Source organism: Pseudonocardia sp. UM4_GMWB1 (assembly GCF_017312155.1).
Taxonomy (GTDB): Bacteria; Actinomycetota; Actinomycetes; order Mycobacteriales; family Pseudonocardiaceae; genus Pseudonocardia; species Pseudonocardia alni.
This window is the reverse complement of record NZ_QJPN01000001.1, coordinates 2,010,128-2,027,625: the sequence shown is the minus strand read 5'-3', so window position 1 is coordinate 2,027,625 and position 17,498 is coordinate 2,010,128. Positions and strand designations below refer to the sequence as shown.

Below are 17,498 nucleotides of genomic sequence, written 5' to 3'. Positions count from 1 at the left end.
TCGCCGAAGGTGGTCACTGGTCCGCTCCCATCAGTCCGCGGGAGACGATCACGCGCATCACCTCGTTGGTGCCTTCGAGGATCCGGTGCACGCGCAGGTCCCGCACGATCTTCTCGATGCCGTACTCGGCGAGGTAGCCGTAGCCGCCGTGCAGCTGCAGGGCGGTGTCGGCGACGTCGTGGCCGGTGTCGGTGGCCAGCCGCTTGGCCATGGCGCAGAGCCGGGTCGCCCCGGGTTCGTCCGCGTCGAGGGCCCGGGCAGCGCGGTGCAGCAGCAGCCGGGCCGCGGTGAGCTCGGTGTGGGCGTCGGCGACCCGGAACCGCAGCCCCTGGCGCCGCGCGAGCGGCGCCCCGAACGCGGTGCGGTCGGTGAGGTGGGCGACGGCCCGGTCCAGCGCGGCACGGGCCCCGCCGAGCGAGCAGGCGCCGATGTTGAGCCGGCCGCCGTCGAGCCCGCCCATCGCGATCCGGAAGCCCTCGCCCTCGGCACCGAGCCGGTCGTCGTCGGACACCCGCACCCCGCGCAGCACGACCTGCCGGGTGGGCTGGGCGTTCCACCCCATCTTGGGCTCGTCCGGGCCGAACGCGAGCAGGTCGCGGGCGACGAGGAACGCGCTGATGCCGGCGGCGCCGGGCCCGCCGGTGCGGGCGAACACCAGGTAGCGGTCGGAGGTGCCCGCACCGGAGATGAACTGCTTGACGCCGTCGAGGACCCAGTCGTCGCCGTCGCGGACGGCGGTGGTGCGCAGGGCCGCGGCGTCGGAGCCGGCGTCGGGTTCGGTGAGGCAGTAGGAGGCGAGCTCGTCCATCGCACACAGCGCGGGCAGGTACCGCTCGCGCTGGGCGGCGGTGCCGTGCCGGTCGACCATGCCGGTGACCATGTTGTGGATCGACAGGTACCCGGCCAGTGACGGGCAGCCGGTGGCCAGCGCCTCGAACACCAGCGCGGCATCCAGCCGGGACAGCCCCGTCCCGCCGTGGTCGTCGGCGACGTACAGCGCGGCCATGCCCAGCTTCGCGGCCTCGCGGAGCACGTCGACCGGGAAGTGCTTGTCGCGGTCCCACGCCACCGCGTGCGGTGCGAGTCGCTCGGCGGCGAAGGTCTCGGCCGTGGCGACGAGGTCCCGCTGGAGGTCGGTCAGCTCGGCGGTCTCGGCGTACCGGGCGGTCACGACATCGTCGGGATCACGAAGGAGGCGCCGTCCTTGATCCCGGAGGGCCAGCGCGAAGTGACGGTCTTGGTGCGGGTGTAGAAGCGGAACGCGTCCGGGCCGTGCTGGTTGAGGTCGCCGAATCCGGAGGCCTTCCAGCCGCCGAAGGTGTGGTAGGCGATCGGGACCGGGATCGGCACGTTGACGCCGACCATGCCGGTCTCGACCTTCGCCGCGAAGTCGCGGGCGGCGTCGCCGTCGCGGGTGAAGATCGCGACGCCGTTGCCGTACTCGTGGGAGTTCGCGATCCGCAGCGCGTCGGCGTAGTCGGCGGCCCGGACCACCGACAGCACGGGGCCGAAGATCTCGTCGCGGTAGAGGCCCATGTCGGTGGTGACCCGGTCGAACAGCGTCCCGCCGACGAACCAGCCGCCCTCGGCGCCCTCGGGCGCGGGCACCCCGCGCCCGTCGACGACGAGCTCGGCGCCCTCGCGGACGCCCGCGTCGATCGCGCCGGTGACCCGATCGACGGCGTCGGCCCCGACCAGCGGCCCGAGGTCCGCGGTCTCGGAGTCCGAGCGGCCCAGGACCAGGCCACGGGCGCGTTCGGCGAGCTTGGCGACGAGCCGGTCGGCGGTCTCCTCCCCCACCGGGACCGCCACCGAGATCGCCATGCAGCGCTGTCCGGCCGAGCCGAACGCGGCGCCGGACAGGGCGTCGGCGGCCTGGTCGAGGTCGGCGTCGGGCAGCACGACGAGGTGGTTCTTCGCCCCGCCGAAGCACTGCGCGCGTTTGCCGTGCGCGGTGGCGGTCGCGTACACGTGCCGGGCGATCGGGGTGGATCCGACGAACCCGACGGCGGCGACGTCGGGGTGCACCAGCAGTGCGTCGACGGCCTCGCGGTCGCCGTGCACGACGTTGAGCACGCCCGGGGGCAGCCCGGCCTCGGCGAAGAGCTCGGCGATCCGGACCGGCACCGACGGGTCGCGCTCGGAAGGCTTGAGGATCACCGCGTTGCCGCAGGCCAGTGCGGGTGCCGCCTTCCACAGCGGGATCATGGCGGGGAAGTTGAACGGCGTGATCGCCGCGACCACGCCGAGCGGCTGGCGCATCGAGTAGACGTCGATGCCCGGCCCGGCGTCGGTGGAGTACTCGCCCTTGAGCAGGTGCGGGGCCCCGGCGGCGAACTCGACGACCTCGAGCCCGCGCTGCAGGTCGCCGCGGGCGTCGGGGAGCGTCTTGCCGTGCTCGGAGGACAGGAGCGCGGCCAGCTCGTCGGCGTGGGCGTTCGCCAGCGCCAGGAAGCGGAGCAGGACCCGCGCCCGGCGCTGGGGGTTCCACGCCGCCCACTCCCGCTGCGCGGCCACCGCGGTGCGCACGACGTCGTCGACGTCGCCCGCACCGGCGAGCCGGACCCGGCTGCGGACGGTTCCGTGGTTGGGGTCGAAGACGTCGGAGAATCGCACGGACGCACCCGTCCACGGTTTTCCGGAAACGAAATGGTCGATGACTTCGGACATGGGCGTGCCCCGTTCGACGAGATGGGAGAGAAGCCGGAACGGCGTCCGCGACAGCGTCCGCCTTGGCCCCACGACCATAAAGTCGGACGTCCATCTATGTCCACCACCTGGGATGATGTGTTCCGAAACACCATTCTTCGTCGAATTCCGGGCACGCCGAGAACCGGACAGGGCATCGGACCCGTCCGGTTCTCTGACGCGTATTCAGGGTGTCATCGAATGACGTCCACCTCCCGCCGGGACTTCCCGTCGTACTGCGCGACGGGACGGATCAGGACGTTGTGTGCGGCCTGTTCGATCACGTGCGCGGTCCAGCCGCTGATCCGCGACATCGCGAACAGCGCGGTGAACAGCGGGGTGTCGAACCCCATGAGGTGGAACAGCGGACCCGCGGCGTAGTCGAGGTTGGGGCGCAGCCCCTTCTCGCGGAGCATCGCGCCGGCGAGAACCTCGTAGTGCGCCATCAGGTCCCGGCCGCCGCGCAGCTCCGCGACCCGCCGCATCTGCGCGTGCAGCGCGGGCACCCGCGAGTCGCCGCGCTTGTAGACCCGGTGCCCGAAGCCCATCATTCGCTCGCCGGCCTCGAGCCGGGCCGCCAGCCAGTCGTCGACGTGGTCGGGGTCGCCGATCTCGGCGAACTGGGTCATCACGGCCTCGTTCGCCCCGCCGTGCAGCTCGCCCTTGAGCGCTCCGAGCGCGGCGACGACCGCGCTGTAGAGGTCCGACCGGGTGGAGGTGACGGTCCGGGCGGCGAAGGTGGAGGCGCTGAAGCCGTGGTCGGCGTAGAGGATCATCGCGATCTCGAACGCCCGCACGACCTCCGGTTCGGGGACCTCCCCGAAGGTCATGTGGAACACGTTCTCGGCGTGGCCGAGGCCGGGGTCCGGCGGGATGGGGTCCAGGCCGCGGCGACGCCGCTGGTCCAGCGCGACGACCGTCGGCAGCACCGCGAGCAGCTCCACGGCCTTGTCCGCACTCGCGTCGGTGGAGCGGTCCGCCGTCGCGGGGTCGGCGGCACCGATCCGGCTCACGGCGGTGCGCAGCACGTCCATCGGGTGACAGTCGGTCGGCAGCGACAGCAGCATCGCCTCGCACGCGGGGTCCAGCGCCCGCAGCGACCGTTCACGACGCTCCAGCGCGGCGAGCTCCGCCGCGTCCGGCAGCTCGCCGGTCCACAGCAGGTGCGCCACGTCGAGGAAGGTGTGGCGCTCGGTCAGTCCGGGCGCCGGGTAGCCGCGGTAGAGCAGCACGTTGCGGCAGGGGTCGACGTCGGAGATCGACGTCGTGTCGGCGACGACCCCCACCAGGCCGCGCCGGACGTGGGTGTCCCTCGGGTTCTCGGTCATCGGTGTCCTCCTCCGGCGGGAGCCGCGGCGCGGTCCCGGGTGCGGTCGCCGCCGTGGGCTCCGGGCGGGAGCGCGCCGGCGGGACCTCGTGGTGTTCCTGCGTCGCGCGGGTCCCGGCGGCCACGGTCGGTGGCGGTCGGGGCCCACGGGCCGGTGACGGGGTGGATCACGACGTCCATGCCGAGGGCGGCGAGCTGCGTGACGGTGGGCAGCAGGACGGGGGTCGGGTCGCCGCCGGTGACCGTGGTCGCGGTCACGAGCAGCGGGACGGCGAGGGCCTCGCGCAGGACCGTGTACGCGGTCCGCGACACGGGCGCCTCGACGACGATCACGTCCGCACCGGCGCCGACACAGGCGCGGGCACGGTCGATGGTCTCGATCAGGCCGCCGGCGGCGCCGACGGTGGTACGGACCCCGATGAGGAGGTCCGGGTCGCGGCGGGCCCGCACGGCGGCGCGGACCCGGGCCGCGACGTCGTCGGCCGCGTGGTCGGTGGGATCGGTGTCGTCGAGGTGCACACCGGACGCGCCGGCGGCCTCGAACCGGGCGACGTCGTCGGCGTCGCCGGCACCGCCCAGGTCCACGAGGACCGGCAGCGGGGTGGCCCGCACGATCCGCGCGGTCAGCGCGACCGGCTCCTCCAGGCCCGCGGTCGCCGCCGTCACGTGGACGCCGTCGAGGCCGAGCGCGGCGACCTGGCGGGCGGCCGCGGTGGTGGTGACGGTCTGGAAGCGCAGTGGTCGCGCCCCCGGCCGGGCACGGCCGAGTGCCGCGCGCAGCCCGGTCCGCCTGCGGACCGGGGGGACGTCGGTCTGCAGCATCAGCGCACCCGTTCAGCCGTGGAACTGCTCGGACTCGGTGGACCCGGCCAGCGCCGTCGTCGACGACTCCGGGTTGACCGCGGTGGAGACCGCGTCGAACCAGCCGGTGCCGACCTCGCGCTGGTGCTTGATCGCGGTGTAGCCGTCGGCCTCGGCGGCGAACTCGCGCTCCTGCAGCGCCACGTAGGAGGTCATGCCGTTCGCGGCGTAGCCCTTGGCCAGGTCGAACATCGAGTGGTTGAGCGCGTGGAAACCGGCGAGGGTGATGAACTGGAACGCGTAGCCCATCGCGCCCAGCTCCCGCTGGAAGCGGGCGATCGTGTCGTCGTCGAGGTGCTTGCGCCAGTTGAACGACGGCGAGCAGTTGTAGGCGAGCAGCTGGTCCGGGAACTCGCCCTTGATCGCCTCGGCGTACTTGCGCGCCAGCTCCAGGTCCGGCACCGAGGTCTCCATCCACAGCAGGTCGGAGTACGGCGCGTAGGCCAGACCGCGGGTGATGCAGGGCTCGATGCCGCCGGTGACCCGGTGGAAGCCCTCCGCGGTGCGCTCGCCGGTGAGGTAGGGCCGGTCCCGCTCGTCGACGTCGGAGGTGATCAGGTTGGCGGCCTGGGCGTCGGTCCGGGCGACGATCACCGACGGCACGTCGGCGATGTCGGCCGCGAGCCGCGCCGCGTTCAGCGTGCGGACGTGCTGCGAGGTCGGGACCAGCACCTTCCCGCCCAGGTGCCCGCACTTCTTCTCCGACGCGAGCTGGTCCTCCCAGTGCACGCCCGCCGCCCCGGCGGCGATCATGGCCCGCATCAGCTCGAAGGCGTTGAGCGGACCGCCGAAGCCCGCCTCGGCGTCGGCGACGATCGGCACCAGCCAGTGCGGGTCGTCCCCGCCGTCGGCGGCCGCACGGCCCTCCAGGGTGCTGATCTGGTCGGCCCGCAGCAGCGCGTTGTTGATCCGGCGCACCACCGACGGCACCGAGTTCGCCGGGTAGAGGCTCTGGTCGGGGTAGGTCTGCCCGGCCAGGTTGGCGTCGGCGGCCACCTGCCAGCCGGACAGGTAGATCGCCTCCAGCCCGGCGCGCACGCTCTGCACCGCCTGGTTACCGGTCAGCGCGCCGAGTGCGTGCACGTAGTCGCGCTCGTGCAGCAGCCGCCACAGCCGCTCGGAGCCCAGACGGGCCAGGGTGTGCTCCTCGCGGACGCTGCCGGCCAGCGCCACCACGTCCTGTGCGGAGTGCCCGCGGGTGGTCCCGGCCCAGCGCGGGTCCTGCGCCCACTGCCGCTCCAGCTCGTCGATCCGCTCCTGGCGGTGGGTCCCGGTCATGTCGTGCTCCTCTGCGAAGGTCTCGTCCGTGTCTGCGCTCACGGCCCGGCCGGTGGTGACCGGAGGGTGTGGCGATCTCCCGAACGGGGTGCGACCAGCATCGGAGCCGGGACCAGGGTCCGGCGACGGTGGCGACCTGCCAACTCCTGCACATCTTCCGACCGGATTCTGCGAAGGTTGCGAAGGGTGTCCTCGGCTACAGTCCGCGGCATGGCGACGTCAGGCATCCCGGGGACCCGGTTGCGCGCGCTGCGCGAGACCCGCTCGATGAGCCAGGCCCAGCTGGCCCGCACCCTGGAGATCTCGCCCAGCTACCTCAACCAGATCGAGCACGGCTCACGCCCGCTGACGGTGCCGGTCCTGCTACGGATCACCGAGGTGTTCGGCGTCGACGCGGCGTTCTTCGCGGCCCGGCGGCCCGAGCGTCTCGTCGCCGAGCTGCACGAGGTGTTCGCCGAGACCACCTCGGCCGCCGGGTCGGTCCCGGTGGGCCAGATCGAACGGCTGGCCGCGGAGCTGCCCTCGGCCGCCGACGCGGTGCTGGAGCTGTACCGGCGCTGGCGGCGCGCCGACGAGCACCTGGCCGCGGCGGCCGACGGCCCGCGCGACGGCAGCGACCGGGTCCGGTCGGCGTCCCCGCACGAGCAGGTGCGCGACTACTTCTACCGGCGCCGCAACCACGTCGCCGAGCTCGACGACGCCGCCGAGTCCCTGGCCACCGCGATCGGGGTCCGGCGCGGCGAGGTGCGGCGTGCGCTGGCGGAGCGGCTGCGCAGCGTGCACGGCGTCGGCATCGCCGGACTGGAGGACGACCGCGGCGGCGCCGGCGAGCTGCACCGCTACGACCCCGTCGACCGGGTGCTGCGGCTCTCGCCCACACTGCGCGCCGGACAGCAGGCGTTCCGGATGGCGACCCAGCTCGCCCTGCTGGAGCACGACGACACGATCGAGGCCCTCGCCGCGCGGGAGCCCGTCGACGCCGACACCCACACGCTGACCCGGATCGGCCTGGCCCGGTACTTCGCCGCCGCCCTGACCCTGCCCTACGGCGAGTTCCGCACGACGGCGGAGACCTTCCGCTACGACATCGAGCGCCTGTCCGACCACTTCGGACAGGGCTTCGAGACGATCGCGCACCGGCTGTCGACGCTGCAGCGCCCGTCGGAGCCCGGGGTCCCGTTCTCGTTCGTGCGGGTGGACCGGGCGGGGAACATGTCCAAGCGCCAGTCCGCGACCGGCTTCCACTTCTCCCGCGGCGGCGGGACGTGTCCGCTGTGGAACGTCTACCGCGCCTTCGCCTCCCCCGGTGAGATCGACGTGCAGGTCGCGGCGATGCCCGACGACGCCCGCTACCTCTGGGTCGCGCGCACCGTCACCGGTTCGCAGCGCCGCTGGGGGCGGCCGGGCAAGACGTTCGCGATCGCGCTGGGCTGCGAGCTGCGCCATGCCCACCGGCTCGTCTACTCCGACGGGCTCGACCTCGACAACCCCGCGGCGGCCACCCCGATCGGCGCGGGGTGCCGGGTCTGCAGCCGGACCCGCTGCCCGCAGCGGGCCTTCCCGCGCCTCGACCACGCGACCCAGATCCTGGAGGACCGCAGCACCTTCGTGCCCTATCCGGTGTCGGCCGGCCGCTGAGCGGCCCGGGCCGCCACCGCCGCCAGCCCCCGCAGGACGGGGCGCAGCTCGTCGAGGGTCAGCCGGGCGGGCTGCACGTGGCAGAGCAGCTCGGTGACGTGGGGCAGGCACGGGTCGGCGGCCAGCGCGGCGAGGACCTCGGGGCCGGTCCCGGCGTGGACGTTCCCGGCGGCGAACCAGGCCGACGGGTCGTGCCCGCGCCGGGCGACGTGCGGGGCGAGCAGGGCGTGGACGGCCGCACGGGACGCGCCGGGCAGCACCGGCCGCGACAGCCCCACCCGGGCTCCCCCGGCCGCGCGGAACCGCCCGAGCAGCCGGGCCGAGCGGTGGTCGTCGGGGCCCGCGGGCCCGGAACGGCGACCGGACAGCAGCCCCAGGCCGTGCCGGAGCGCCGTGTCGACCCCACCCGCCGACGACGTCGCCAGCCACATCCGGTCCCGCAGCCCCGGTGCCGCCGGTGTGACGGCACCGGTCAGCGCGTCGAGGGCCTCGTCGAGCCGGACGTACCGCTGCGCCGGGTCGACCCCGAAGGCCTCCCACACCCCCGGGTCCGACCCGGCACCCAGCCCGAGCTCCAGCCGGCCACCGCTGAGCACGTCCACCGTGGCCGCGTCCTCGGCGAGCCGTAGCGGGTGCTCCAGCGGCGCGACGACGACGGCCGTACCCAACCGGATGCGCGCGGTACGCGCCGCGACCGCGGCGAGGACGACCAGCGGCGAGGACACGTGGCCCTGCTGGGCGCCGAGGTGGTGCTGGGCGACCCAGAACGAGGAGAACCCGAGCTCCTCGGCGAGCACCGCGAGCCGGACGGTGTCGTCCAGCTCGGACGCGGCGTCGCGGGGGCCCGCGCCGTGGGTGAGTACGCCCCATCTCACACCAGACACTGTGGACATCTGAGCAGACTTTCATACATTGGACCAGTGTCCCGCCCCCGACTCCGCGCCGCGACCGCCGCGCTCACCGCCCTCCTGCTGACCGGCTGCGGCGCCGCGGTCACCGATGTCCCCACCGCGGGCGCCCCGGCCGCCGGGTTCCCCGTCGTCGACGACAACTGCGGCGTTACCACGACCTACCAGGCGCCGCCCACCCGCGCGGTCACCCTGACCTCGAACGCCACCGAGCTGCTGCTCGAGCTGGGCGTGGAGCGGTCGATGGTCGGCACCGCGTACCTGAAGAACCGGCCGATCGGCGAGCGCTACGCGCAGGCGTACGCCACCGTCCCGGTGCTCGCGCCGGGTCAACCGTCGCTGGAGCAGCTGCTCGCGGCCGAGCCCGACTTCGTCTACTCCGGCTACCCGGACGGCTTCTCCGAGTCGAACGGACACACCCGCGCCCGGCTCGCGGAGCTGGGGATCGACACCCACCTCAACCCCGAGTCCTGCCGCGAGGGACGCTCCGGGTTCGAGGACCTGTTCGGGGAGATGACCCGCATCGGGGCGATCTTCGGGGTGCCGGAGCGGGCCGGACGCAGCGTCGACGCCCTGCGCACGCGGCTCGACGCCGTCGCCGAGCGGCTGGGGACGGTCGAGCCGGTCGACGTGTTCGTCTACAACAGCGGCACCGACGCCCCGCGCACCGCGGGCGGGCGGGCCCTGCTCACCGACATGATCGAGCGCGCCGGCGGCCGCAACGTGTTCGCCGACCTCGACCAGCGCTGGGGCGAGGTGTCGTGGGAGCAGGTCGCGCGGCGCGCCCCCGACGTCGTCCTGATCTACGACTACCTGGACCCGAGCGTCGAGTCGAAGATCGCCACGCTGCGGGCGACCCCCGCGGTCGCCGGACTGCCCGCGCTGACGCGCCCCTTCCCCACCGTCCCGCTGTCGGAGGCCCAGCCCGGCCCGCGGTCGGTCGACGCCGTCGAGCGGCTGGCCCGCGAGCTGCACCCCGACCGGTTCCGGTGACCCGGCGGGAGCAGCTGGTCGCGGCGCTGCGCCCGGACGGTCCACTCCCCGCGGCCGGGCCCGCAGCACGCGGCACCGCCGGGCACGGCCGTGTGTCGACGACGGCGGCGGTGGCCGTCCTCGGAGTGCTGCTGGTCCTCGCCGCAGGCCTGGCCCTGACGACGGGATCGGTGTCGGTGCCGTGGTCGCAGACCTGGCGGATCCTGGCCCATCGGCTCGGTGGCACCGCCCTGGTGCCCGACCCGGACTGGTCCCGGGCCGAGGACCTGATCATCGCCGACACCCGGCTGCCCCGGGTGCTGCTCGCCGGGCTGGTCGGCGCGGCGCTGACCGTGGCCGGGATGGTGCTGCAGGCCGTGGTCCGCAACCCGCTGGCCGGCCCGGGCGTGATCGGGGTGTCGTCGGGCGCGGCGACCGGCGCCGTCGTCGTCATGCGGTTCGGGCTGCTCGGTGCGGGGGCGCTCACCCTCAACGTGGCCGCCTTCGCCGGGGCGCTGCTCACGCTCGCCGTCGTGCTGGCGGTCGCCCGCTCGGCCGGGCGGATCACCGTGCTGCGGCTGATCCTCGGCGGGGTCGCGGTCGGGTCGGTGCTGTCCGCACTGACCAGCCTGCTGGTGCTCACCGCGCCGAGCCCGACGCTGGCCTCCCAGGTCCTGTTCTGGACCCTCGGCGGGTTCGGCGCCGCCCGCTGGGAGGTGCTGGTCGTCCCGGCCGTCGTGCTCGCAGCCGGGGTGACGGTGCTGGTCTCCCGCTCCCGCGACCTGGACCTGCTGCTGGCCGGCGACGAGAGCGCCGGTGCGCTGGGGCTCGACGTGCACCGGTTCCGGCAGGCGATGTTCGTCGTCGTCGCGGTCCTGGTGGGGGTGACCGTCGCGGTCAGCGGGGTGATCGGGTTCGTCGGCCTCATGCTGCCGCACGTCGTGCGGTTCCTGGTCGGTTCCGGGCACCGGCGGGGCCTGCCGGTCGCGGTGCTGGTCGGCGCGCTGTTCACCGTGCTCGCCGACCTCGTCGCCCGGACCGTCGTCATCCCCGAGGAGCTGCCGGTCGGCATCGTGACCGCGCTGGTCGGCGGACCGTTCTTCGTGTGGCTGCTGCGCCGCGACGGCCGCAGGCAGGACGCCCGGTGACCCCGCTGGAGATCCGCGACGTGCACGTCGTCGCCGGGCAGGCGACCCTCGTCGACGGGGTCTCGCTGTCGGTCGGGGCCGGCGAGGTCGTCGGGTTGCTCGGCCCGAACGGCAGCGGCAAGTCCTCGCTGCTGCGCACCGTCTACCGGGTCGGGGTCCCGGCGTCCGGCTCGGTGCTGGTCGACGGCTCCGACGTCCGGAGCCGCCCGGCCCGGTGGGTGGCGCAGCGGGTCGGGGTGGTCCTGCAGGACATGCCGTCGGACTTCCCGCTCACCGTGCGCGAGGTCGTCGCGATGGGGCGCTCGCCGCACAAGCGGCCGTTGGCCGCCGACGACCCCGTCGACCACGCCCTGGTCGGCTCCGCCCTGGAGCTGCTCGACCTCACCACCCTGGCCGGGCGCCGGTTCGCCACCCTGTCCGGCGGCGAGCGGCAACGCACCCTGGTCGCGCGGGCGCTGGTCGGACGGCCCGCGTTGCTGGTCATGGACGAGCCGACCAACCACCTCGACGTCCGCCACCAGCTGGCGCTGCTGGAGCTCGTCCGCGAGCTGGGCCTGCCCACCCTGGTGGCGCTGCACGACCTGAACCTGGCCGCGCGCTACTGCGACCGGCTGTGCCTGCTCGACGCCGGCCGGGCCGTGGCGACGGGGTCCCCCGCCCAGGTGCTGACACCCGAGCGGATCTCCGCGGTGTACGGCGTCACCGCGACGGTGCTGGACCATCCGTCGGCGGACTGCCCGCTGGTCGTGCTCTCCCCCTGAGCGCGCCCGGCCGGCCGGTCAGCGCCGGGTGAACACCGCGGGCCTGCGGTCCAGCACACCACGCACCGCGTCGCGGTGGTCGCGGGTCCCGGCCAGCCGGGTGAAGTGCGAGGCCTGCAGCGCGCGGGCGCCATCGGCGTCGAGGTCGGGCGCACGGCCGACCGCGGCCTTGGTCGCCTCGACCGCCAGCGGTGCCCGGGTGGCGATCCGGTGCGCGCGCCCGCACGCGGTCCGCAGCAGGTCGCGCGCCGGGACGACCGTGCCGACCAGCCCGGTCCGCAGCGCGGTCGCCGCGTCGCAGCGCTCCCCGGTCAGCAGCATCTCCCGGGCCGGTCCGAGACCGATGAGCCGCGGCAGCCGCCAGACGCTCATGATCAGCCCGACGTTCACGCCCGCCGCGACGAAGAACGCGTCGTCGGCCGCGACGCGGATGTCGCAGGCCAGCGCGAGCTCGAGCCCACCGCCGACCGCTCCCCCGGTGACGGCGGCGACCACCGGGACCCGCAGGTCCTCGATCCGGTCGGTGAGCCGCAGGACCCCGTCCAGGAAGTCCGCGGAGGTGCCGTCGTCGCGGGCCCGTCGTTCCTCGCCGAGGTGCCCGCCCGCGCTGAAGTGGCCGACACCGGTGAGAACGAGCGCCCGGACCGCGGTGTCGGCCTCCACCGCGTCGAGCGCGCGCCCGACCGCCGCCCGTACCGGGGCGGAGAGCGCGTTGGCGGGCGGATGGTCCAGGGTGAGGACGGCGACGTGCGGGCCGTCACGGGTCAGTCGTACCCCCGGTGGGTCCACCGGGTACTCGGTCGGGGCGGTCGGGTGGAGGCTCATGGGCACCTTCCGGGCGACGGCACCCCGGCCCGCCCGTGATCGACGGGCGGGCCGGGGTGAGGGGAACCGGCGGTCGGCCGGTGGCTTGACGGCTCCGGGTCAGGCCGGGCCGGGCACCTCGCGGCGGGCGGCGCCCTCGTACGCCGCGAGCGGGCGGATCAGCGAGTTCGCGGCCAGCTGCTCGGAGATGTGGGCGGTCCACCCGGTGATCCGCGACATCACGAACAGCGGCGTGAACATCGGGATGTCGAACCCCATCAGGTGGTACAGCGGGCCCGCCGGGTAGTCGAGGTTGGGGTGCAGGCCCTTCTCCCGCAGCATCGCCGCGGCCAGCGCCGAGTGGGTGGCCAGCAGCGTGCCGGCGCCGCGGAGCTCGACGACCTCCTCCAGCGCCGCCTGCAGGGTCGGCACCCGCGAGTCGCCGCGCTTGTAGACACGGTGCCCGAAACCCATGATCTTCTTCTGGTGCGCGAGCGCGTCGGCCAGCCACTCCTGCGCGGCGTCCGGGCCGTCGATCCCGGCGAGCATGTGCATCACGGCCTCGTTCGCGCCGCCGTGCAACGGCCCCTTGAGCGCACCGATCCCGGCGACGACGGCGCTGTAGAGGTCCGACAGCGTCGAGGTCACCACGCGCGCGGTGAACGTGGAGGCGTTGAAGCTGTGCTCGGCGTAGAGGATCATCGAGACCTCGAACGCCCGGACGACCTCCGGCTCCGGGACCTCCCCGAAGGTCATCCGGAAGAAGTTCGCCGCGTAGCCCAGGTCCGGGTCGGGCGCGATCGGGTCCAAGCCGCGCCGGCGCCGCTGGTCGAGCGCGACGACGGTCGGCAGCGCGGCCAGCAGCCGCAGCGACTTCTGCGCGTCGGCGGTCGGGTCGTCCTCCTGGGTGTCCTCCGAGCCGAGCCAGCTCACCGCGGTGCGCAGGGTGTCCATCGGGTGGCAGGTGGTGGGCGTCGACAGCAGCAGTGCCTGCAGGCTGCGGTCGATCGGGCGCAGTGCCCGCTCCTGCGCCTCCAGCCGGGCCAGCGCCGCCGGGTCGGGCAGCTCGCCGTGCCACAGCAGGTGGGCGACGTCGAGGAAGCCGCGATGCGCGCAGAGGTCCTGCACCGGGTAGCCGCGGTAGAGCAGCGAGTTCGTGTCGGCGTCGACCTTCGAGATCGCCGTGGTGTCGGCGACGACGCCGGCCAGTCCCTTGCGGACCTCGGGCGGGGTGTCGATCACGGTCATGCGGGGTCCTCCTCCTGGTATCCGGCGAGGCGGGCGTCGAAGGCCGCGTACTCGTCGTAGCCGAGCAGCTCGTAGAGGCGTGCGCGGGTCTGCATCCGGTCGACGACGCCGGACTGGGTGCCGGTGCGCCGGATCTCGGCGAGCCCGGCCTCGGCGGCGCCCATGGCCAGCCTCAGCAGGGTCACCGGGTAGATGACGACGTTCATCCCGAGCCGGGCCAGGGTGTCCGCCGTGAGCAGCGGGCTCCTGCCGAACTCGGTCATGTTCGCCAGCAGCGGGACGTCGAGCGCGTCGCGGAACGCCGCGTACTCGCCCTCCGAGGTCAGCGCCTCGACGAACACCATGTCCGCGCCGGCGTCCACGTAGGACCGGGCACGGGCGACGGCGGCGTCGAGCCCCTCGACGGCGCGGGCGTCGGTGCGTGCGCAGAGCACGAGGGCGTCGTCGCGGCGGCCCCGCACGGCGGCCCGGATCCGGATGCACATGTCCTCGGTGGACACGAGCTCCTTGCCCGCGAGGTGGCCGCAGCGCTTCGGGTCGACCTGGTCCTCCAGGTGCAGGCCGGAGACGCCGGCGTCCTCGAAGGACTGCACGGTGCGCGCGACGCACGCCGGGCCGCCCCAGCCGGTGTCGGCGTCGACGAGGGTCGGCAGGTCGGTCTGCCGGACGATCGTCGCGGCCCGGGCGGCGACCTCGGTGGCCGTCGTCAGCCCGACGTCGGGCAGCCCCAGCTCCGCCGACAGCACCGCACCGGAGACGTAGACGCCGTCGAAGCCCTGCTCGGCGACGAGCATCGCCGACAGCGCATCGAACGCCCCGGGGAACTGCAGCAGCCGCCCGCTCGCCAGCGCCTCGCGGAACGCCACCCGGCGCCCGTGGGCGGTGGTGGTCGTGCCGAGCATCAGAACACCCCGCGGCCCGGGGCGGCCGCGAGCGACGCCGGGACGACGGTCAGCTCCCCCAGCTCGCCCGCGTCCAGCTCCGGCAGCCGCAGGGCGTGGTCGAGGAAACGGTCCTGCTCGACGCGGTCGACGGTGTCGCGGGCCAGGTCGCGGAACTTGCCGACGTACTGCTCGCGGCCGAACGGGCGGGCGCCGAGCGGGTGCGCGTCGGCGACGGCGATCTCGTCGACCAGGGTCGACCCGTCGGTGAGGGTGATCTCCACCCGGCCGCCGAACGCCTTCTCCGCGGGGTCGTGGGAGTGGTAGCGGCGGGTCCACTCAGGATCCTCGACGGTCGAGATCGCGTGCCACAGGCGGACCAGCTCGCCGTCGGCGGCACGGTGCGGCGGGTAGGAGCGCTCGTGGTGGAAGCCGCCGTCGAGCAGGGCGACCGCGACGATGTAGGGGATCGAGTGGTCCAGGGTCTCCCGGGACGCCTGCGGGTCGTACTTCTGCGGGTCCCCGGAGCCGGAGCCGATCACGTAGTGGGTGTGGTGGCTGGTGTGGATGACGATGCTGCGCACCGCGTCCGGGCCACCGGCCTCGCGCAGCCGCGGGCCGAGCCGGCGGGCCAGGTCGATGAGCGCCTGGCTCTGGTACTCGGCGGAGTGCTCCTTGGTGTAGGTCGCCAGGATCGCCTGCGGCGCCTCGCCCGGCGCCGGGAGCGGCACGGTGTAGCCGGCGTCCGGGCCGTCGAGCAGCCAGGCGATCACGCCGTCCTCACCCTCGTAGATCGGCGACGGCGCGCCCTCCCCGAGCATCGCCCGGTCGACGGCCTCGATGGCGACCTTGCCCGCGAAGGCGGGGGCGAACGCCTTCCACGACGAGATCTCGCCCTTGCGCGACTGCCGGGTGGCGGTCGTCGTGTGCAGGGCCTGCTGCACGGCCTGGTAGGTGACCTCGGTCGGCAGGTCGAGCAGCGCGCCGATCCCCGCGGCGACCGACGGGCCGAGGTGGGCGACGTGGTCGATCTTGTGCTGGTGCAGGCAGATCCCGGTGACGAGCGCGACCTGCACCTCGTAGGCGACCGCGATCGCCCGGGTGAGCGCGGCGCCGTCGGCACCGGTGTGCTGGGCGACGGCCAGCAGCGGCGGGATGTTGTCCCCGGGGTGGGAGTAGTCGGCCGCCAGGAACGTGTCGTGGAAGTCCAGCTCCCGCACCGCGACGCCGTTCGCCCACGCCGCCCACTCCGGTGAGACCCGCTCCCGGGTGCCGAACACGACCGAGCCCGCACGGTCACCGGCCGCCGCGTGCCGCAGCGCCTGCGCACGGGCGGCGACGACCGGGCTACGGTCCAGCGACGCCGTCGCCACACCGGCGTTGTCGACGAGCCGGTTCACGACCATGTCGGCGACCTCGGCGGGCGGCGCGACCGGGTCGGCGGCCACCTCCGCGATCTTCCAGGCGAGCTGGTCGGTGCGGGCGAGGTTCTCCTCGCTGCGGTGCACCCGGACCTTGTGGTCGACGGTCATGCGGGCTCCTCCTCGTGAACGGCCGGTCGGCCGTGGGACCGACACTCGCGCAGCGGGGAGGTGGGAGGCCAGGACGTGTACGTGGTGAATCCGAACCGGGTAGCCGGGCCGATCTGCGAAGGGTGCGAAGTCGGGGGCCCGCACATCGTCGCTGCGATGGTCTGTGGGACAACGCGAACGGCGACGGCCGACGCACCGGCTCGTCAATCCTGATGATGCGCGGAGAGCGACGTAACGGACACGGGACGTGGCACCGATTCCTTCTGCGACAGGCTCTCGCCCGGGGAGCCGCGACGAGGCGGAGGCCACTCGGTGAGCATCAGCGAACGCGTCTACGAACTGGCGAACAAGGTCCGTCAGCAGAAGGCCGCCATCGAGACCGAAGAGGCGACCAAGAACGCGTTCGTGATGCCGTTCATCGGCGCCGTCCTGGGCTACGACGTCTTCAACCCCTCGGAGGTCATCCCCGAGTTCACCGCCGACGTGGGGGTCAAGAAGGGCGAGAAGATCGACTACGCCCTGGTCCACGGCGGCCAGGTACAGATCCTGGTCGAGGCCAAGAAGGTCGGGGCACCGCTCCGGCTCGAGCACTCGTCCCAGTTGTTCCGGTACTTCTCGGTCACCAATGCCCGCGTCGCCGTGCTGACCAACGGCGAGGTGTACGAGTTCTACACGGATCTCGACGCCCCGAACAAGATGGACGAGAAGCCGTTCCTGGTCCTCGATCTCGCTTCCGTCGACGCCACCCTGCTGCCCGAGCTGGGGAAGCTGACGCGGGAGTCCTTCGACCTCGACTCGGTCATCAACGCGGCCGGGGAGCTGAAGTACATCGGCCAGATCAAGCGCGCGCTCGCGGCCGAGTTCCGCGACCCGAGCACCGACTGGGTCAAGTTCTTCGCCTCACGCGTCTACGAGAAGAACGTGACCTCGAAGGTGCGCGAGCAGTTCGAGACGCTCGTGCCGAAGGCCGCCACGCAGTTCCTGAACGAGCAGGTCAACGCGCGACTGAAGACCGCGCTCGGCGACGACACCGCGAGCGTGCCCGCCGTGCCCGCCCGGACCACTGCGGTCGCGGTCGCCGACGGCGCGCCCGCCGGTGACGTCGAGGAGTCGAGGTCGACGAAGCTGGTCGTCACGACCGACGACGAGATCGAGGGCTTCCAGATCGTGCGGGCGATCGTGTGCAGCGACGTCGATGCCGACCGGGTCGCCGCCCGCGACACCCAGACCTACTTCGGCGTGCTGCTCGACGACAACAACCGCAAGCCCATCGCCCGGCTCTGGTTCAACCGCAACCAGAAGTACCTCGGGGTCTTCGACGAGAACAAGAACGAGACGCGACTGCCCATCGGGTCCCCGCAGGACATCTACGGCCACGCCGACGTCCTGCGGAGGACCGTCGCGAACTACGTCGGCTGAGGCGGCCCAGGCCCTGCGGTCGGGGCTCCCGCA

Annotated in this window: 15 protein-coding genes; 5 read left to right on the top strand and 10 right to left on the bottom strand. The window is 73.7% G+C overall.

Going from position 1 to position 17,498, the window contains the following annotated elements; all coding sequences use genetic code 11:
- Positions 1-13: 13 nt before the first annotated feature.
- The 5 genes from DMP15_RS09855 to aceA form a co-directional block, all read right to left on the bottom strand.
- Positions 14-1,171, bottom strand: a complete 1,158-nt coding sequence (locus DMP15_RS09855; protein WP_337825736.1) for an acyl-CoA dehydrogenase family protein — start codon at positions 1,169-1,171, stop codon at positions 14-16.
- On the bottom strand, positions 1,168-2,670 hold the full coding sequence (locus DMP15_RS09850; protein ID WP_337825735.1) for a CoA-acylating methylmalonate-semialdehyde dehydrogenase: 1,503 nt from the start codon (positions 2,668-2,670) through the stop codon (positions 1,168-1,170). The genes DMP15_RS09855 and DMP15_RS09850 overlap by 4 nt, the downstream gene beginning before the upstream one ends.
- Positions 2,671-2,882: 212 nt before the next feature.
- On the bottom strand, positions 2,883-4,016 hold the full coding sequence (locus tag DMP15_RS09845; RefSeq protein ID WP_337825734.1) for a bifunctional 2-methylcitrate synthase/citrate synthase: 1,134 nt from the start codon (positions 4,014-4,016) through the stop codon (positions 2,883-2,885).
- Positions 4,013-4,837, bottom strand: coding sequence for an isocitrate lyase/phosphoenolpyruvate mutase family protein (locus DMP15_RS09840; protein WP_337825733.1), 825 nt, complete (start codon positions 4,835-4,837; stop codon positions 4,013-4,015). Before DMP15_RS09840 ends, DMP15_RS09845 begins: the two co-directional genes overlap by 4 nt.
- 12 nt (positions 4,838-4,849) lie before the next feature.
- Positions 4,850-6,154 carry an isocitrate lyase gene (aceA, locus tag DMP15_RS09835; RefSeq protein ID WP_337826684.1) on the bottom strand — a complete coding sequence of 435 codons (1,305 nt, stop codon included), beginning with the start codon at positions 6,152-6,154 and terminating at the stop codon, positions 4,850-4,852.
- Between the two features lie 210 nt (positions 6,155-6,364).
- Here aceA and DMP15_RS09830 point away from each other — a divergent pair, with 210 nt between their 5' ends.
- The gene (locus tag DMP15_RS09830; RefSeq protein ID WP_337825732.1) at positions 6,365-7,792 is read left to right on the top strand and encodes a short-chain fatty acyl-CoA regulator family protein; all 1,428 of its coding nucleotides are present in this window, start codon (positions 6,365-6,367) and stop codon (positions 7,790-7,792) included.
- Here DMP15_RS09830 and DMP15_RS09825 read toward each other — a convergent pair.
- The gene (locus tag DMP15_RS09825; RefSeq protein ID WP_337825731.1) at positions 7,768-8,667 is read right to left on the bottom strand and encodes an LLM class flavin-dependent oxidoreductase; all 900 of its coding nucleotides are present in this window, start codon (positions 8,665-8,667) and stop codon (positions 7,768-7,770) included. The two genes, DMP15_RS09830 and DMP15_RS09825, sit on opposite strands and share 25 nt — an antisense overlap.
- Before the next feature lie 45 nt (positions 8,668-8,712).
- Here DMP15_RS09825 and DMP15_RS09820 point away from each other — a divergent pair, with 45 nt between their 5' ends.
- From DMP15_RS09820 to DMP15_RS09810, 3 genes are read left to right on the top strand one after another with little or no spacing between them, the layout of a single operon-like run.
- Entirely contained in the window at positions 8,713-9,693 is a 981-nt protein-coding gene (locus DMP15_RS09820; RefSeq protein WP_337825730.1) for an ABC transporter substrate-binding protein, read from the top strand.
- Positions 9,690-10,820: a FecCD family ABC transporter permease gene (locus DMP15_RS09815; protein WP_337825729.1), complete on the top strand. Its 1,131-nt coding sequence runs from the start codon at positions 9,690-9,692 to the stop codon at positions 10,818-10,820. The genes DMP15_RS09820 and DMP15_RS09815 overlap by 4 nt, the downstream gene beginning before the upstream one ends.
- Positions 10,817-11,581, top strand: a complete 765-nt coding sequence (locus tag DMP15_RS09810) for an ABC transporter ATP-binding protein (RefSeq protein ID WP_337825728.1) — start codon at positions 10,817-10,819, stop codon at positions 11,579-11,581. Before DMP15_RS09815 ends, DMP15_RS09810 begins: the two co-directional genes overlap by 4 nt.
- Positions 11,582-11,599: 18 nt before the next feature.
- Here the strand turns inward: DMP15_RS09810 and DMP15_RS09805 are convergent, their stop codons facing one another.
- The 4 genes from DMP15_RS09805 to DMP15_RS09790 all read right to left on the bottom strand — a co-directional run bounded on the left by DMP15_RS09805 (position 11,600) and on the right by DMP15_RS09790 (position 16,046).
- Positions 11,600-12,406, bottom strand: a complete 807-nt coding sequence (locus DMP15_RS09805) for an enoyl-CoA hydratase/isomerase family protein (RefSeq protein ID WP_337825727.1) — start codon at positions 12,404-12,406, stop codon at positions 11,600-11,602.
- A gap of 99 nt (positions 12,407-12,505) precedes the next feature.
- The gene (locus DMP15_RS09800) at positions 12,506-13,633 is read right to left on the bottom strand and encodes a bifunctional 2-methylcitrate synthase/citrate synthase (protein ID WP_337825726.1); all 1,128 of its coding nucleotides are present in this window, start codon (positions 13,631-13,633) and stop codon (positions 12,506-12,508) included.
- Positions 13,630-14,535, bottom strand: coding sequence for a methylisocitrate lyase (gene prpB / locus DMP15_RS09795; RefSeq protein WP_337825725.1), 906 nt, complete (start codon positions 14,533-14,535; stop codon positions 13,630-13,632). The genes DMP15_RS09800 and prpB overlap by 4 nt, the downstream gene beginning before the upstream one ends.
- Entirely contained in the window at positions 14,535-16,046 is a 1,512-nt protein-coding gene (locus tag DMP15_RS09790) for an MmgE/PrpD family protein (RefSeq protein WP_337825724.1), read from the bottom strand. Before DMP15_RS09790 ends, prpB begins: the two co-directional genes overlap by 1 nt.
- Before the next feature lie 312 nt (positions 16,047-16,358).
- On the opposite strand from DMP15_RS09790, the gene DMP15_RS09785 reads away from it, so the two are divergent.
- Complete coding sequence (locus DMP15_RS09785) at positions 16,359-17,465, top strand: type I restriction endonuclease (RefSeq protein ID WP_337825723.1); 1,107 nt, start codon at positions 16,359-16,361, stop codon at positions 17,463-17,465.
- Positions 17,466-17,498 lie beyond the last annotated feature (33 nt).

Bases quoted from the DNA above. Each gene is read 5' to 3' on its own strand.
- DMP15_RS09850 (WP_337825735.1), bottom strand. From the start codon at position 2,670: ATGTCCGAAGTCATCGACCATTTCGTTTCCGGAAAACCGTGGACGGGT.
- DMP15_RS09845 (WP_337825734.1), bottom strand. From the start codon at position 4,016: ATGACCGAGAACCCGAGGGACACCCACGTCCGGCGCGGCCTGGTGGGG.
- DMP15_RS09840 (WP_337825733.1), bottom strand. From the start codon at position 4,837: ATGCTGCAGACCGACGTCCCCCCGGTCCGCAGGCGGACCGGGCTGCGC.
- aceA (WP_337826684.1), bottom strand. From the start codon at position 6,154: ATGACCGGGACCCACCGCCAGGAGCGGATCGACGAGCTGGAGCGGCAG.
- DMP15_RS09830 (WP_337825732.1), top strand. From the start codon at position 6,365: ATGGCGACGTCAGGCATCCCGGGGACCCGGTTGCGCGCGCTGCGCGAG.
- DMP15_RS09805 (WP_337825727.1), bottom strand. From the start codon at position 12,406: ATGAGCCTCCACCCGACCGCCCCGACCGAGTACCCGGTGGACCCACCG.
- DMP15_RS09800 (WP_337825726.1), bottom strand. From the start codon at position 13,633: ATGACCGTGATCGACACCCCGCCCGAGGTCCGCAAGGGACTGGCCGGC.
- prpB (WP_337825725.1), bottom strand. From the start codon at position 14,535: ATGCTCGGCACGACCACCACCGCCCACGGGCGCCGGGTGGCGTTCCGC.
- DMP15_RS09790 (WP_337825724.1), bottom strand. From the start codon at position 16,046: ATGACCGTCGACCACAAGGTCCGGGTGCACCGCAGCGAGGAGAACCTC.